The following is a 16,301-nucleotide window of genomic DNA, read 5'->3' on the forward strand; positions in this document are numbered from 1 at the left end:
GGGCCGCCGCACGAGCGCATGACCAGCCTCCCGCCCGGCCGCGGTCGCCGGGTCACCCCCGACGGGTGATCCGGCCGGGGACGCCTCGCGGTGGGATGGGTAGTCGTCCACGGTGCAGGCGGGAGACAGCCATGGCCGTACCGAGTCCCTTCATCGCCTCCCTCACCCCGGCCGAGCGCGCCGCGTACGGCAAGGAGGCCCGGGGCCGGGCCCCGCGCTCGTCCCACGGCTCGTTCGAGGCGCCGCAGGACCGGCCGGACCCGGTCGACGTGATCGAGCGGCAGTCGGCGACCCGGCTGCCCGAGCTGGTGCCGGTCCGCTACGGCCGCATGCTGGAATCGCCCTTCCGGTTCTACCGGGGCGCTGCGGCGATCATGGCGGAGGACCTCGGCCGGGCCCCGAGCACCGGGCTGGCCGTGCAGCTCTGCGGTGACGCCCATCTGCTCAACTTCCGCCTGCTGGCCTCCCCCGAACGGCGTCTCGTCTTCGACATCAACGACTTCGACGAGACGCACACCGGCCCCTTCGAGTGGGACGTGAAACGGCTGGCGGCGAGCTTCGCCATCGCGGGCCGGGCGAACGGCTTCCCGGCCGGGGAGCAGAACCGCGCGGTGCGCGCCTGCGGGGAGGCGTATCGGCGCCGCATGCGGGAGTTCGCGGGCATGCGCACCCTCGACATCTGGTACGCCCAGGACGACGCCGACCAGTTGCGGGAGCTGATGGCCTCGTCGATGACGCGGGAGGCCCGGCGCCGTACCGAGGAGGCGACGGAGCGCGCCCGGACCCGCACCCACCTGCAGGCCTTCGCCAAGCTCACCCACGTCTCCGCCGGGGCACGCCGCATCACCGCGGATCCGCCGCTGATCACCCCCCTGCGCGATCTGCTGGACGACCCGTCCGCCGAGGAGAAGGGCCTGCGCGAGGTCCTGGACGGCTATGTGCGCTCGCTGTCGTCACAGCACCGCCATCTCCTGGGCCGGTACCACCTGGTCGACGTGGCCCGGAAGGTGGTCGGCGTCGGCAGTGTCGGCACCCGCTGCTGGATCGTGCTGCTGCTCGGCAGGGACGACGACGACCCCCTGCTGCTGCAGGCCAAGGAGGCGCAGGAGTCGGTGCTCGCCCCGTACGCGGGCGGTGAACGCTTCGACAACCAGGGCCGGCGCGTGGTGGCGGGCCAGCGGCTGATCCAGACCACCAGCGACATCCTGCTCGGCTGGACGCACGCCGTGGGTCTCGACAGCCGCCCCCGGGACTTCTACGTGCGTCAGCTGCGCGACTGGAAGGGCATCGCGCGCCCGGAGACCATGGACCCGGGCATGCTGCGGCTCTTCGCCCGCCTGTGCGGGGCGAGTCTGGCGCGGGCCCACGCGCGCTCCGGGGACCCTGTCGCCATCGCCGCCTACCTGGGGCGCGGCGACCGCTTCGACGGGGCGCTGGCCGGGTTCGCGCAGGACTACGCCGACCGGAACGAGCGCGACTTCGAGACGCTGGCCGCCGCCGTCCGCTCGGGCCGGGTGCGTGCCGAGAGCGCCTGAGGCCCAGGGCGGGCACGTTCACTCCGGCACCTGGCGCATCTCCAGGACGCGCAGGCCGAGGGACTGGCAGCGGGCCAGCAGCCCGTACAGATGGGCCTCGTCGACGACGTGCCCGAACAGCAGGGTCTGCCCCGACATGGTCACGTGGTCGAGTTCCGGAAAAACCTTGATCAGCGGTTCCGAGAGATGCCCGTCCACACGGATCTCGTAGCGCATGAGCCGCTCCCCGGGTGGCTGGAACGGACCGGCCGCCCCCGTACCCGTCCATCGTCCGCCCACGGGCGCCGGCCCGGTTCACCCCGTACAGGTGAGGCACCGCCCGTCCGCCTGCCGTGGCCCTCAGTGTTTCAGCCAGAGCTTGCCCGAGAGGATCACCAGGCCCAGCACGAGGTTCACCAGGGCCGACAGTACGATCAGGCGCCGCGTGGCACCGGCCGTGCGGGCCGCCGCCACCGACCAGCCCACCTGCCCCGCCACGGCGACGGACAGCGCGAACCACTGGCTGCCCTGCACCCCGAGACCCAGCACGGGGCTGACGCCCACGGCGACCGCCGGCGGCACGGCGGCCTTGACGATCGTCCACTCCTCCCGGCACACCCGCAGCACGACGGCACGGTCCGGGCTGCGCTGCGCCAGCCGCGCCCCGAACAGCTGCGCGTGCACGTGCGCGATCCAGAAGACCCCGCCGGTGAGCAACAGCAGCAGCACCAGCTCGAGGCGCGGGAACGAGCCGAGCGTGCCGGCCCCGACGATCACCGACGCCGCGAGCATGGAGCCGTAGACACCGCCCGTGTAGTCGGCGTGCGCCACCCGTCCGGCGGTTCGTGGTGGGGGGGCCGTGGGTCCGGGGCCGGCCATCACGCCCTCCTCCGGCCGGACCGGTCCGGGGCGTTCGTCCCCTGGCGCTCGGACGCCGGGCCCGGCAGCCGGGATGTGACGAGGAAACTGGCGAGGGTGATACCGCCGGTGGCCAGGATCGCCGCCTTCAGCCCGTCGAGCTGCGCCGACGCATAGGACTCCGTCACGGCGTCCACCTCGCCGGGCGGCAGTCCGGCGCGGGTGGCCGCGTCGCGCACCTGCGCGGTCGGGACGAAGGTGACTCCGGCCTCCAGGGCGACGCCGACCTCCTGTCTGGCCTCCTCGGACAGCCGGACGTCGTCCTCGACGTGCGAGGTGAAGGCCTGCGCGAGGGAACCGACGAGGAGCGAGCCGATCAGCGCGGTGCCGAGGGCCGAGCCCAGGTTCTGCGCCGTGTACTGGAGCCCGCCGACCTCACTGCGCTCGTCCTCCTGGGCGCTGGACTGGACGACGTTGCCGAGCTGCGAGGCGAACAGTCCCATGCCGACGCCGAGCAGGGCCATCGCCCAGGCGAACTGGGCGTCGTCGATGACCGGGTCGATGGTGGCCAGCAGCCACACGACGGCCGCCGCCACGGTGACCAGGGCCAGCCGGACGATCCGGCGGGGTCCCGCCAGGCGCCCCAGGCGGGCCGCGCCCAGCGAGGTGACCAGCATGGCGGCGGACACCGGCAGCAGCCTGAGCCCCGTCTCGAAGGCGTCGAAACCCTGGACGACCTGGAGGTACAGCGGAATGGTGAAGAACAGGCCCAGCAGGATCAGGTTCTGGCTCACCAGCGACAAGAGGCCGGAGCCCAGGGCCGGCCGTCGCAGCAGGGACAGATGCACCAACGGATCGTCGCCGCGCCCGTCCCGGTGCCGCTCCCACCGGCGGAAGACCGCGAGGACGGCCACCCCGGCGGCGATCACGAACAGCGTCGGCGCGAAGCCGAGGACGGTGAAGGGCGGGTTGCGCGGCTGCACCCAGCCCCATGTGCCGCTCTGCAGGACGCCGAGCACCCCGAGGGCCAGACCCGCCGCCGAGAGCACGGCACCGACCCCGTCCAGCCGGGGACGCGTCCCGGCCCTCGGTTCCTCGGTGATCGCGCCGCGCAGGAGCAGGACGGCCAGCACGACCACGACCTCTCCCACGAAGACCAGCCGCCACGTGAGATACGTCGTCACCCAGCCGCCGAGCAGCGGCCCGACCGCGATCCCCGCTCCGGCCAGTCCGCCGACGACTCCGTAGGCGACGGCCCGGTCGCGGCCCCGGTAGGACTCCGCGACGAGCGCCGCCATGGCGGGCAGGACCAGCGCGGCGCCGAGCCCTTCGATGACCGACCAGCCGAGGACGAGGACCCACAGCGTGGGAGCGACGGCGGTCAGCGCGGAACCTGTGGCGTACACGACGAGACCGGAGAGGAAGACCCGCCGCCGTCCGAGGATGTCCCCCAGCCGCCCACCGATGATCATGAACGCCGCCATGACCAGGGCGTACAGCGTGATGACGGCCTGGATCGCGGTGACCTCGGTGTCGAAGTCGTCGACCAGTTGGCTGATGGAGACGTTCATGACCGACGTGTCGAGGACCATGAGGAACTGCGCGGTCCCCAGGACGATCAGCGCCCTCCAGTGCGTCACGGCGTCCGTCCCTTCACAGCAGGTCCAGCTCGCGGGCGCGGCGCACCGCCTCGTTGCGGCGGCTCACGGACAGCTTCCGGTAGACGCTCTTGAGGTGGGTCTTGACCGTGTTCACCGACACGTACAGGTCGGCGGCGATCTCCTCCGTGGACATCGTCAGCGCCAGGCGCCGCAGCACGTCGAGCTCGCGACCGCTCAGTTCCTCGACGAGCGGGGGCGGGGGCACCGGCCGGCTCGGGGACGGCCCCCTGGTGCCGGGTGCCGACGGCCTGCCCCCGACCCGCCCGCGTGGTGCCGCCGCGCCCTGACGGGGCCGGATTCCCGGCCTCTCCTCCGCCGAGGGGCGCCGCAGCCAGGCGGCGGCCCGCCGGTGCAGCTCGGGTTCCAGTCCCGGCCTGCGCAACCGCAGATGGGCGCGGAGGATCTCCGCGAACAGCGGGTGGAGTCGGTACGCGTCGTGACCGAGCTGCTCCACGAAGGCGTTGCCCCGGCTCAGCCGGGCCAGAACGGCCCCGGCGTCGTCGCACCCCGTCACCGCGTTCGCCAGCCCGGCCTTGAACCGGTCGAGCACGCTCACCCGCAGCAGGAGTTCCCGCGTCCTTGCGTCCTGCTGCCTGAGCACCTCCGCCAGCAGAAAGTCGGCGATCGTGCTCCGGTCGGCTTCGAACTCCTTGAGGTACATCTCGGGATCCGGGCTCTCCCCGGCCGCCAGCGCGGCCAGCCGCAGCCCGGCGGCCCAGCCCCGAGTGCGCTCCACGAGCGCCCGCACCGCCGCCGGGGGCAGCCGCAGTCCGTGCAGTTCCAGCAACCGGGCCGCCTCGTGCGGGGTGAAGGCCAGCTCCGCGCCCCTGATCTCGGTCAGCGCGCCGGCGGCCCGGTAGCGGTGCAGGGGCAGCAGCGGCTCGGTACGGGTGACCAGGACGAGGCGCAGCCCGGCCCCCGCGTGGTGCAGGACGAACTCCAACTGCTCGGCGATCTCGGGGGCGGTGACGCGATCGAACTCGTCGAGCACCACGACCACCGGCAGTTCCCGGGCGCTCAGCTCCGCCGCGAGCCGGGTCAGCAGGGCCGGGTCCACCCGGTTCGCGTCCACCGGGACACCGACGTCGGCGGACAGCGGCACACCGGCCGTCCGCAGCGCCCGCAGCAGATACGCCCAGAACATCCCGGGCCCCTCCCCGGTCACGTCGGTGGTCAGCCAGGCCACGGGGAGCCTGACGCGGTCCGCGACCCAGTCCGCGACCAGCAGGGTCTTCCCCGCCCCGGCCGAGCCGTTGACCATGGTCAGCGGGGTGTCCAGCGCCTGGTCGAGGTGCCTGGTCAGCCGCTCCCGCCGCAGGTACGTCGCGGGGCGCGCGGGTACGGCGAACCGGGTGCGCAGAAACGGGTCGCCGCGTGGGTCGGCGAGGTCGTCCGCCACCGAGTGATCGTCCGCTTCGAGGCCGGTCATGGCACTCACCGCCCCTGTTCGGCTGTGCTCCCTCTCAGCATCCCAGCACCGGGGCCGGAGGGCGCGCCGTGACGGGCGGGTCGGTTAGCGTCGCCGGTATGAGCACCACTCCCGACCTGGCGTCGGCCCTCGCGGACGGCACGGTCGTCCTCGACGGCGGCATGTCCAACCAGCTCGCGTCGGCGGGACACGACCTGAGCGACGAACTGTGGTCGGCGCGGCTGCTCGCCGAGGATCCCGGGGCCGTGACGGCGGCGCACCTCGCGTACTTCGAGTCGGGCGCGGACGTGGCGATCACAGCGAGCTACCAGGCGACGTTCGAGGGCTTCGCACGGCGCGGGATCGGCCGGGAGGAGGCGTCCGAGTTGCTCGCGCTGAGCGTCGAGTGCGCCCGGGAGGCGGCCCGGCGGGCGCGCGTCTCCCGACCGCTGTGGGTGGCGGCCTCGGTCGGCCCGTACGGGGCGATGCTCGCGGACGGCTCCGAGTACCGGGGCCGGTACGGGCTGTCCGTCACGGAGCTGGAACGCTTCCACCGCCCCAGGATGGAGGTCCTGGCCGCCGCCGCACCCGATGTCCTGGCCCTGGAGACGATCCCCGACACGGACGAGGCGGAGGCGCTGCTGCGCGCGCTGCGCGGGCTGGACGTACCGGCCTGGCTGTCCTACTCGGCGGCCGGCGACCGCACCCGCGCGGGCCGGCCGCTGGAGGACGCGTTCGCGCTCGCCGCGCGGGCGGACGAGGTGATCGCGGTCGGCGTGAACTGCTGCACGCCGGACGACGCGGACCACGCGGTCGCACTCGCCGCCCGGGTGACGGGGAAGCCGGTCGTCGTCTACCCCAACAGCGGGGAGGCGTGGGACGCCGGGGCGCGAGCGTGGACCGGCGTTCCGACGTTCACCGCCTCCCGGGTCACGGGGTGGCGGGCGTCGGGGGCCCGGCTGATCGGGGGCTGCTGCCGGGTGGGACCGGAGACCATCTCGACGGTCGCCGAGGCGCTGCGGGGGCAGCCGTAGCGACCTCACGCCGGCCCCGGCACGTCCCACACCGCCCCGACGCCCCACGCACCACGCAGCGCCGCGTTCCGACCGGACAGGGATCCACACCTCCAACGCCCCACGCCCCGCCCCACGCCCCCCGCACCGTCCAACGCACCTACACCGCCACCAACCCCCACCGGCCGGACGCGTCTCGCCTCGACCTGCACACGCCCCGCCGCCCCGTCAGCGGTCGGTGCCCGGCCCGTCCGGATCGGGCACGGCGAGCAGGAGCAGGGTCACGTCGTCGTCGTGGTCGGCCGGGGCCGGGATGAGGGTACTGATCAGCCGGTCCGCCACTCGGTCAAGGACCTCCGGGTCCGCGCGGACGCCCTCCAGTGCGGCGCCGGCGGTAGTGGCGAGGACGTCGATCCGCTCCTCGATGTCGGTGCCGGGCTGTTCGACCAGCCCGTCCGTGTAGAGGACGAGGACGCTGCCGGGCGGCAGCGGCCGGGTCACCTCCTCGAACGGCACCCCACCGCCGGCCGGGTCGTTGACTCCCAGGGGCACGCCGACCGGTGCCCGCAGCCGGCCCGGAGGCCCGCCGGGAGGCAGGACGACGACGGGCGGGTGACCCGCGGAGCAGACGGTGACCTCGCCGGTGTCCTGGTCCAGGATCAGATAGAGACAGGTGACGAGCTGACCGGCCAGGTCGCCGACGAAGGCGTCCAGTGAGGTCATCAGGCGGCTGGGCGCAGCGCCCGTACGGGCCAGCGCGTGGGAGGCGGCGCGCAGCTGGCCCATGACAGCCGCCGCCTCCAGTCCCCGGCCCATCACGTCGCCGATGATGACGCCGGTGCGGCGACCGCCGAGGGGGATGACGTCGAACCAGTCGCCGCCGACCCCGGGATCCTGGACGGAGGCCAGGTACCGGCGCGCGCTGGGCAGGTACGCGAGGGTGGGCGGCTCCCCCATCAGGCTGTGCTGCAGGGTGTAGGCGATGCGCCGCTGCTGCTCGTAGCGTTCGGCGCGCTCGGCCTCCGCCCGCCTGCGCTCGGTGATGTCCCGTACGAACAGCACGGCGAGGGTCTCCCGCTCGGTCTGGAGACTGCTGATACTGACCTCGACGGGGAAGGAGGAGCCGTCGCCGCGCAGCCCGTAAAGGTCCCGGTCCACGACCGCCGGCTGCGGGTCACGCCGTCGCAGGTAGGCGTCGAGGAGGGCCCCCTGCCGCCGGCGCGTCGAGGAGGGCGCCAGGTCGGCGACCCGGGTGCCGACGAGGTCGCCGGGCGATCGGCCGAAGACACGCTCCACCTGGGCGTTGGCCATGACGACGATGCCGCTGCCGTCCGTGATGAGCGTGGCGTCGGGTGCGGATTCCAGCAGCGCGCGGAACCGCCGTTGCGCCCGCTCCACCTCGCGCTGGGCGGCGACACGTTCGGTGATGTCGGTGACCACCCCGCAGACGGCATAGGGGTCACCGGACGCGTCGTTGAGCGGGAAGAGGGTGGTGAAGAACTCCCTCGGACCGTCGGGCAGGGTGAGCAGTTCCTCCCGCTGCACGGGCCTGCCCCGGGCCAGCATCGCGAGGTCGGCATCCCGCGCGTGGCGGGCGAGGCCGGACGGCATGACGTCCACGTCGCGGCGGCCCAGCACCCGGTCACGGGGCAGCTCCAGACTCTCCTCGAACCGCGTGTTCACCGCCAGGAAGCGGCCCTCCAGGTCCTTGATGAACACCACCGCGGGCGTGTGGTCCATGAAGTCCTGCAGCAGTGCGTTCTGGCGCACCTGCCACTCGAGACGGGCGTGGGACACCTCGATCCGGCGGCCCACGGCCAGGACGGGGAAGATCACCACGGTGAGGGCGGCCACGTGGCCCCACACCAACAGGGCGGTCCCCAGCCTCGGCCCGAAGAGCCCCGCGGTCTCGCCCGCCAGGACGCCCCAGCCGAGCAGGGGCGGCACGACCACGGCGATGACGATCAGGCGCCGCCCCAGCGCCCCCGTCGTGCCCGCGTTCATGACGAGCCCGCTCAGCCCTTCGTCCGGCCGGGCCAGAAAGGCGGCCGCGCCCAGGAGGACCAGGGCCGGCGCGGTATGCAGGGCCATGCCCGTGTAGGCGCCGAACCGCTCCAGTTCGGGCACCGCGTAGGCGGCCCCGTACAACCGCAGCATGCCGATGGCCCCGACGGCCAGCCCCAGTGTCTGACCGAACCACGCGGGGAGCCGGCGCGCGCTCAAGCCCAGGGACGCGGCACCCGCGAGCGCCACGGCCACGGCGGTGTTCGGCGCCATCCGTCCCGGCGCCGTCGTCTGGACGTCGGCGGTGTCGTCCTCGACGAGGACCTCGTCGATGCCGAGATTCGTCCCCGCGACGTACTCCACCAGCGTGAGCACCCCGAGCACCAGTGCCAAGCCTGCCCCCGCACGGGCCGCCGCGGTCGCCCACGGGCGCACCGGGCCGCGTGCGACGACACACAACGAGGCACCGAGCGCCACGACGGCCACGGCGGAATTCGCCTTCATGGACACCGCGACACCGGGCAGCACGCTCTTCAGCACGTCGAGGTCGAGGATCCACCCGGTCAGGCCCACCAGACCCAGGAGAGCGGCGAGCAGCGCCATGACCGCGGCCGCCGCGCGGGCGGCCGCCAGAGCGGGCGGGTGGAAGGGCAGGCCGTCGGCCCGTTCCGCCCCCTGTACGCCGGGCAGTCCGGACGCGCGCTGCTGTCTCGTCACCGCGTTCTCATCCCTGACGGATGGCACACCCGCCGCATCCAACGGCTCATACCATGCTAAATAGCGCGCAATACCTGGGCATCCGCCCCGCACGGCACCAGGGGTGGGCCACGCTGGAGCGCTGTGACCAGGGCGGGTGCCGGGCGAGGAGGGTGGCCGGCCGCAGGCCGTCGTCGCCCCGCTCCGCGCATGACGCGCGGTCACGGGTGAGGGACGGTAGGAGTGGAGTGAGGAGGCGAGACGACGGGCGTGGGACGTCGGCGGGACGGGATCGTCGCGGCGGGGCGGGACGGTCCGCGGTAGTGCCGGTGCCCCCGTGCCCGGGCGCCGGCCTCGAGGCCAGAACAGGCGATGATCATATGCGCGACGCCATCTCGTTCGACGGCGATGCGGACGGTCTCCCGGACCGGGCGGCCCCCGCGCTGGCCGTCGTCGACGCCCAGGGGGTGGTGGTGGGGTGGAGCCCGTCCGCCGAGCGCGTGTTCGGGTACCCGCCCCAGGCGGCCATCGGGCATCCCGTGGACCGTCTGCTCGGCGCGGACGCCGGTACGGACAACGGGGCGACGGTCCGCGCGGCCCTCGACGGGCGGAACGCAACGGCCCTGCTCCGGCACCGGGACGGCAGGCGGCTGGAGGTGCGGCTGCGGGCGTATCCCTGGGTGGACGGCGAGGGCCGCGCTCGGCGGCTCGTCGTGGCGACGCCGCCCGGGGGGCCCGAGGCGGACGAGCCGCCGAGCGCGGCCCCGGCGCCCGAGGAGGCGGCGGCGTTCGCGCAGTGCCGTCTGCCGGTCATGGTGTTCGACTCCTCGCTGCGGGCCGTACGGGCGAGCGCCGGCGCCCAGCACGAGCTCGGCCGGAGCGAGGAGCGCATGGCGGGCGTGCGGGTCGCGGACCTCCTGCCCGACGACCATGCCTGCCAGCAGGTGGAGGACAGCATGCGCCGTGTCCTCGCCACCGGCGAGACCGAGCAGTTCCGGGTGCGGGGCAGGGCACGGCCCGCACTGCGCGAGGGCGTCTGGTCCATGACCGTGTCACCGCTCAAAGGCCCCGACGGACGGACACGGCAGGTGGAGGTGTCCGCCCTCGACGTCACCGAGCAGCACCTCGCCCGGGAGCGGCTCACCCTGCTGAACGACGCCAGCACCCGGATCGGCACCACCCTGGACGTGATGCGGACGGCGCAGGAGATGGCCGACCTGGTGGTGGGCCATCTGGCGGACTTCGTCACCGTCGACCTGCTGGACTCCCTGTTCCGCGGGATCGAACCGCGTCCCTCCCCCTCCGGCGCCGTCACTCTGCGGCGCGCGGCGCAGCAGTCGGTGCTGCCCGGGGTCCCCGAGGCGCTGTACCGGCCCGGCGACGTGGACGACTACCCTCCGTCCACACCTCCCGCCCGGTGCCTGGCCACCGGAGAGGCCTCGCTGCACCGCACCGTCGACCCGGCCATCAGGGCCTGGCAGCGGGTCGACGAGGCCCGCTCGGGAGTGCTGCGGACCTTCGGGGTCCATTCGGTGATGGTCATTCCGCTGCGGGCCCGCGCCATCACCCTCGGCGTGGCACTCCTCGTCCGGCACCGCCGCGAGGAGCCCTTCACGGAGGACGACCTGGTGCTGGCCGAGGAGATCGGCGCGCGGGCCGCCGTGGCCGTGGACAACGCCCGCCGCTACACCCTCGAACGCGAGACCGCGCTGGCCCTGCAGCGAAGCCTGCTGCCCCGGCGGACCGCCGCCCAGGAGGGGGTCGAGGTGGCTCACCGCTACCTTCCGGCCCGCACACGGGCGGGGCTGGGCGGCGACTGGTACGACGTCATCCCGCTGTCCGGCGCCCGGGTCGCGCTGGTGGTGGGGGACGTGGTGGGCCACGGGCTGCGGGCCTCGGCCACCATGGGGCGCCTGCGGACCGCCGTCCGCACCCTGGCCGACGTCGATCTGCCCCCCGACGAACTGCTGACGCACCTCGACGACCTGGTCACCCACGTGGTGTCCGAGGAGGAGACGCCGGCGCCCCGCGGGCCCGACCTGGAGGTGCCCACCGACCTCGTCGCCACGTGCCTGTACGTCGTCCACGACCCCGTGTCGGGGAGATGCACGGCCGCCTCCGCCGGTCATCCGGCACCCGCGGTCGTCACGCCCGTCGGCACGGTGGACTTCGTGGACATCCGTCCCGGTCCTCCGCTCGGCCTGGGCGGTCTGCCCTTCGAGACCCGTGAGTGGGACATGCCGCCGGGTGGCCTGCTCGTGCTGTACACGGACGGACTCGTCCAGGGCACCCGCCACGACCTGGGCAGCGGCCTCGCCCGGCTGCGCCACTGCCTGGAGCGGCCCGCCGCATCGCTGGAAGCCATCGGCGACGACCTGTTCCGCACGCTGCTGCCGGCACAGCCCCAGGACGACGCCGCCCTGCTGCTCGCCCGCACCCGAACCTTCGACGCGGACCACGTCGCCACCTGGGACCTGCCGTCCGACCCCGCCGCGGTGGCCGACGCCCGAGCGGACGTGGCGGCCCGGCTGGCCGCGTGGGACCTGGAGGACGTGGCGTTCACCGCCGAACTCGTGGTGAGCGAACTCGTCACCAACGCCATCCGCTACGGCCAACCGCCCCTCCAGCTACGGCTGATCCTCGGATCCGCCCTCACCTGCGAGGTGTACGACAGCAGCGACACCGCCCCGCATCTGCGGCGGGCCCGCAAGTTCGACGAGGGCGGCCGGGGCCTGCTGCTGGTCGCCCAGTTCTCCCGGCGCTGGGGGACGCGCCATCGCGCCCGGGGGAAGACCATCTGGGCGGAGATCGAACTGCCGGCCCGCGGCACGTGACGGCACGGGGGCCGCGCCCGGGTCGGCCGGACGGTCGCGCCGAAAGCGGGACGCGGCGGACGCGGTGACGAACTCGCACCACACCGTCGTGCCCGGCGTCCGCGCAGCCACGCTCGGCCCACGCCGATGGGGTATCGGTGAGGTGGGGGGCGTGCGGGGTCTTGGAGTCGCGGATGTGGATGGCGGTGGCGTGGGCCGCCTTCCTCTCCGTACCCACGGAGTCGGACGCACCGTAAGCGGCGTTCTCACCCGCGCGGTGCCTCCAAGTACCGCAACACAGCCAGCACCCGGCGATGCCCCTCCTCCGTGCGAGGAAGGTCGAGCTTCGTGAAGATGCTCGCCGTGTGCTTCTCGACCGCTCGCTGTGAAATGCCGAGGGCCGTGGCGACGGCCGCGTTGGTGCGGCCCTCGGCCATGAGGGTCAGGATCTCGTGCTCACGGGGGGTCAGGGCCGCCAGGCCCTCCCCCGCGCGGCGGGCCGCGAAGAGCTGGGCGACGACCTCCGGGTCCAGCGCCGTGCCGCCCGCCGCCACGCGGTGCAGCGCTTCGACGAACTCGTCCACGTCGACCACCCGCTCCTTGAGCAGATAGCCGAAGCCCGCCATCCCGGTCGCCGCCAGCCGGTCCGCGTACCGCGTCTCGACGTACTGCGAGAAGAGCAGCACCCCCAGCCCCGGATGCCGTTCCCGCAGCTGCAGTGCCGCGCGCAGGCCCTCGTCACGGTGTCCCGGCGGCATCCTGATGTCGGCGACGACGGCGTCCGGGCGGTACTCGTCCACGGCCGCCAGCAGCGCCTCGGCATCCGCGACGGCCGCCACCACCTCCAGCCCCCGGTCGCGCAGCAACTGCGCCAGGCCCTCCCGGACGACGGCCGCGTCCTCGGCGATCACGATGCGCATGCGTGGAGTGCTCCTACCCGAGCGGCAGTTCGGCGGTGACGGTGGTGGGTCCGCCGTCCGGGCTGTCGATCAGCAGCCGTCCGTCCACCGTACTCACCCGTTCCGCCAGCCCGGTGAGGCCCGTACCGCTTCCGGCCCCCTTGCGAGCGCCGCCCCGGCCGTCGTCGCGCACGACGAGACGCAGGACGCCGTCGCGGTCGTACGCCTCGATCTCGGCGCGTGTGGCCCGCGCGTGGCGGGCGGCGTTGGCGACGAGCTCGGCCGCGCAGAAGTAGGCGATGGACTCGATGGCCTGCGACGGCCGTGTCGACAGGTCGACACGTGCGGTCACCGGCAGCCCGGCCCGCGCGGCGAGCGTCTCAAGGGCCACGTCGAGCCCGTCGTTGAGGGCGGGCGGATGGATACCCCGTACGAGGTCGCGCAACTCGGCGATGGCCGCACGGGAGTTGTCCAGCGCGGAGCCCACCAGCTCCCGGCCACGTACCAGTTGGGGCGCGTCGCCCGGGGTCCGGGCCAGTTGGTCCCGCGCCCCGGCGAGCGCCATGGCGATGGCGATGAGCCGTGACTGGGTCCCGTCGTGCAGGTCTCGTTCGATGCGGCGCAGTACGGCCGCCGAGTCCTGCACGGCCAGCGCGCGGGTCTCCTCCAGCACCTGCACCCGCTCGTCGAGCCGCCCCGGCCCGAGCAGCGCCCGCGCCAGGGGACGTACGACGAGCGTGAGCAGCCCCCGCGTGGACCAGGCGGACAGGGCCAGCACCGCCAGGCCCGCGAGGGCGGTGAGCAGCGCGGCCGGCCAGTTGTCCATGCGGATGTCGCCCGCCAGTCCGATGCCCCGTTCGCCGTTCTCCTCCACCTGCCGCCACCACAGCGGGTAGGTCAGCGCGGCGAGCCCGTACAGCCGTACGCCGACGGAGACGACGAGCAGGAGCACCCCGACGGGCGCGAACGCCACGGCGAACGCCGCCGCCCGCCATCCGTCGCCGTCGGTGAGGGCGGCGCAGCCTGGCGAACAGGCCGTGCGGCTGGGACCGTCGTGGCGGCGGCGCGATGTCCTCGCCGAGCATCCCCCGCAGCATCGCCCGGTGCAGCGCGCCGGTGGCGCGGGCGACGGCGAGCACGCCGACCAGCAGGATCAGCCCGATCTGGGTGACGGAGGCGACGAGGGACACCGCGAGCAGCGCCAGCATGGCGACACCGCAGACGAAGCCGGGCACCGGGGCCAGGAGTGCGTACACAGCGTCGCGGGGGCTGCCGAGCAGTCGGCGGAGGACAGAGTGCATGGGTGGCTTTCGTGGGGGTCGTCGGGTCCATGGTGACCGGTGGGACCGCCGCCGGGCGGCAGGCGGCTCAACTGCTGCGCCGCGTCACCCCCTCGACCGGCCGCACCCGCAGCAGCCGCCCGAGCGGCGCACACGAAGCCGCCCACACCAGCGCGGCACCACAGGCGAGGACCGCGGCCCACGCCCACAGGGGCAGCCCCGAGACGGGCGTCCCGGTCTTCTCCCCCAGCGGCACCATCACCGCGCAGCCGACGAGCACCCCCGATCCCGCCCCGGCCAGCGTGATCACGGCACCCTCGGCCACCACCACGGCGACGACCTGCCGTTTCCCGGCACCCACCGTCCGCAGCAGCGAGAACTCCCGGAGCCGCTCCAGCGTCAGCATGACCAGCGTGTTCGCGGCCACCAGCCCGGCGAAACCGGCGTACAGCAGGGTGCCGAAGATCTCCATCCAGTCCGGCTCCCCGACACCTGTCAGGGACACGAACTTGGCCACCGCGAACGCCGTCACCAGGGCGACCGGAGTGATGGCCGCCGACAGCCGTCGCGCACGCGCCCGGCAGCCCGCCACGGCCAGTTCCCCGGCGACCCCGCCGAGACGGTTGAGCAGCGGAGCCGCGAGCGCCGTCGCCAGTCGGCCGATCCACGGGCCGGCGAGCCCGATGGCGACGAGATACGCCAGAAGCACGAGGGGGATCACGGAGGCCGCGTCCTCCGCCGGGCCGGCCGCGGCCGCGACGGTGAGCGCCCCCGCGCCGACGAGAAAGACGATCGAGGCCGCTCCCCGCACCCGCCCCGGCCGTTCGCCGCCCTGCACGGCGGAGCCGGCGAGCGCGGCGGAGGGCCGGGTCCGGGACGCGCGCCAGGCCCCGACCACCCCGCCGAGCTGCGAACAGACGAGAAGCACCCCACCCGCGGCGTACAACGGGGGCAGCCCCACGTCCAGTGTCATCCCGTCCGGGATCATCCCCTCCCCCGCCATGCCGTCGAACCAGACCCGCGCCAGCAGCGCCCCCAGCCCGTACCCGACGGGCAGGGCGAGCAGCGCCGCCCAGAGCGCCTCGGTCGCCACCATGCGCCGTATCTGCCAGGGCCCGGCCCCGACGGCCCGCAGCAGGGCGCTCTCCCGGTGCCGCTGGGCGACGGCGAGGGACATCACCTGCCCGATCACGAAAACCGACATGTAGACCGTGACCAGAGTGAACGCGACCCCCATCTCGGAGACGTTCGCCTGCTTGGGGTAAGCCGGCACCCCGGCCGCCGAGACCGCCATGGCCACGCACGCGGTGACGACGGTCGCGGAGAAGACCAGCGCGGCGAACGTCCCGGCGAAGGCGGACGGCCGGGCGCGGACGGAGGCGGTGGCGAGACCGGTGGAGCGGAGCGGCCTCATGCGCATACCGGCGTCGCCCCCGCCGTGTCCTGCACCAACCGGCCGTCCGCCAGCCGCAGTACGCGGTCCGCGCGGGCGGCGACGGCGGGGTCGTGGGTGACGACGACCACCGTGGCGCCGTGCGCGCTCACCGCCTCCCGCAGCAGGGCCAGCACCTCCGCCGCCGTTTCCTGGTCGAGCGAACCGGTGGGCTCGTCGGCGAAGACGACGTCCGGGTCGGTGATCAGCGCGCGGGCGATCGCCACCCGCTGCTGCTGGCCGCCGGACAGTTCCCCGGGCCGGGCCCTCTCCCGTCCCTCCAGCCCGACACGGGCGAGCATGCGGCGGGCCGCCGCCGTGTCCCGCCGCCGTCCGGCGAGACGCAGAGGCAGCAGGACATTCTGCTCGGCGGTGAGGGTGGGCAGCAGATTGAACGACTGGAAGACGAACCCGATCCGCTCCCGCCGCAGCCGGGTGAGCTCCTTCTCCCCCATGCGGCTGATCTCCCGCCCGGCCAGCCGGACGGTCCCGTGGGTCGGCCGGTCCAGCCCGGCGGCGCATTGCAGAAAGGTCGACTTGCCGGAGCCGGAGGGCCCCATGACGGCGGTCAGCGAGCGGGCGTACACGGTCGCGTCGAGCTCCCGCAGCGCGTGCACACTGCGCGCCCCACGCCCGTAACTGCGCCCGACGCGCTCCATCTCAAGAACGGTTTCCATGTCTCCGACGGTACGAATCCCCAGCTCAGGGCCGCTATGGGGAAGG

The 16,301-nt window shown here is 74.1% G+C and carries 12 protein-coding genes and 3 pseudogenes; 3 read left to right on the plus strand and 12 right to left on the minus strand.

Annotated elements, in window-relative coordinates; all coding sequences use genetic code 11:
- Window positions 1-131: 131 nt before the first annotated feature.
- Complete coding sequence (locus tag ACZ44S_RS05685) at window positions 132-1,535, plus strand: DUF2252 domain-containing protein (RefSeq protein WP_466924808.1); 1,404 nt, start codon at window positions 132-134, stop codon at window positions 1,533-1,535.
- Window positions 1,536-1,553: 18 nt separating this feature from the next.
- Here ACZ44S_RS05685 and ACZ44S_RS05690 read toward each other — a convergent pair whose 3' ends face one another.
- The 5 genes and pseudogenes from ACZ44S_RS05690 to ACZ44S_RS05710 form a co-directional block, all read right to left on the minus strand.
- Window positions 1,554-1,751 (minus strand): hypothetical protein, encoded by a 198-nt coding sequence (locus tag ACZ44S_RS05690; protein WP_085575256.1) that lies wholly within the window; start codon window positions 1,749-1,751, stop codon window positions 1,554-1,556.
- Between the two features lie 123 nt (window positions 1,752-1,874).
- On the minus strand, window positions 1,875-2,393 hold the full coding sequence (locus ACZ44S_RS05695; RefSeq protein WP_466924811.1) for a hypothetical protein: 519 nt from the start codon (window positions 2,391-2,393) through the stop codon (window positions 1,875-1,877).
- Complete coding sequence (locus ACZ44S_RS05700; protein ID WP_466924814.1) at window positions 2,393-4,012, minus strand: MFS transporter; 1,620 nt, start codon at window positions 4,010-4,012, stop codon at window positions 2,393-2,395. The genes ACZ44S_RS05695 and ACZ44S_RS05700 overlap by 1 nt, the downstream gene beginning before the upstream one ends.
- Window positions 4,013-4,025: 13 nt before the next feature.
- On the minus strand, window positions 4,026-4,238 hold the full coding sequence (locus ACZ44S_RS05705) for a response regulator transcription factor (RefSeq protein WP_466925185.1): 213 nt from the start codon (window positions 4,236-4,238) through the stop codon (window positions 4,026-4,028).
- 117 nt (window positions 4,239-4,355) lie between these two features.
- Window positions 4,356-5,462 (minus strand): annotated as a pseudogene (locus ACZ44S_RS05710) (winged helix-turn-helix domain-containing protein); the annotation flags it as partial.
- A 98-nt stretch (window positions 5,463-5,560) separates the two neighbouring features.
- Here ACZ44S_RS05710 and mmuM point away from each other — a divergent pair.
- A complete protein-coding gene (gene mmuM / locus ACZ44S_RS05715) occupies window positions 5,561-6,475 on the plus strand; it encodes a homocysteine S-methyltransferase (protein WP_466924816.1) in 915 nt (304 codons plus the stop codon).
- A gap of 207 nt (window positions 6,476-6,682) precedes the next feature.
- Here mmuM and ACZ44S_RS05720 read toward each other — a convergent pair whose 3' ends face one another.
- The gene (locus ACZ44S_RS05720; RefSeq protein ID WP_466924819.1) at window positions 6,683-9,175 is read right to left on the minus strand and encodes a PP2C family protein-serine/threonine phosphatase; all 2,493 of its coding nucleotides are present in this window, start codon (window positions 9,173-9,175) and stop codon (window positions 6,683-6,685) included.
- Window positions 9,176-9,534: 359 nt separating this feature from the next.
- Here ACZ44S_RS05720 and ACZ44S_RS05725 point away from each other — a divergent pair, with 359 nt between their 5' ends.
- Window positions 9,535-11,988 (plus strand): SpoIIE family protein phosphatase, encoded by a 2,454-nt coding sequence (locus ACZ44S_RS05725; protein WP_466924822.1) that lies wholly within the window; start codon window positions 9,535-9,537, stop codon window positions 11,986-11,988.
- 124 nt (window positions 11,989-12,112) lie between these two features.
- Here ACZ44S_RS05725 and ACZ44S_RS05730 read toward each other — a convergent pair.
- The 6 genes and pseudogenes from ACZ44S_RS05730 to ACZ44S_RS05755 all read right to left on the minus strand — a co-directional run.
- Window positions 12,113-12,205, minus strand: a pseudogene (locus tag ACZ44S_RS05730) (DUF397 domain-containing protein); the annotation flags it as partial.
- Between the two features lie 28 nt (window positions 12,206-12,233).
- Window positions 12,234-12,887 carry a response regulator gene (locus ACZ44S_RS05735; RefSeq protein ID WP_466924824.1) on the minus strand — a complete coding sequence of 218 codons (654 nt, stop codon included), beginning with the start codon at window positions 12,885-12,887 and terminating at the stop codon, window positions 12,234-12,236.
- Window positions 12,888-12,900: 13 nt separating this feature from the next.
- Entirely contained in the window at window positions 12,901-13,644 is a 744-nt protein-coding gene (locus tag ACZ44S_RS05740) for a sensor histidine kinase (RefSeq protein ID WP_466925186.1), read from the minus strand.
- Window positions 13,630-14,167, minus strand: a pseudogene (locus tag ACZ44S_RS05745) (sensor domain-containing protein); the annotation flags it as partial. The gene ACZ44S_RS05740 and the pseudogene ACZ44S_RS05745, both read right to left, overlap by 15 nt.
- A 67-nt stretch (window positions 14,168-14,234) precedes the next feature.
- On the minus strand, window positions 14,235-15,560 hold the full coding sequence (locus ACZ44S_RS05750; protein WP_466924826.1) for an ABC transporter permease: 1,326 nt from the start codon (window positions 15,558-15,560) through the stop codon (window positions 14,235-14,237).
- Window positions 15,557-16,255, minus strand: a complete 699-nt coding sequence (locus ACZ44S_RS05755) for an ABC transporter ATP-binding protein (protein ID WP_466924829.1) — start codon at window positions 16,253-16,255, stop codon at window positions 15,557-15,559. Before ACZ44S_RS05755 ends, ACZ44S_RS05750 begins: the two co-directional genes overlap by 4 nt.
- Window positions 16,256-16,301 lie beyond the last annotated feature (46 nt).

Source organism: Streptomyces malachitofuscus (assembly GCF_055571035.1).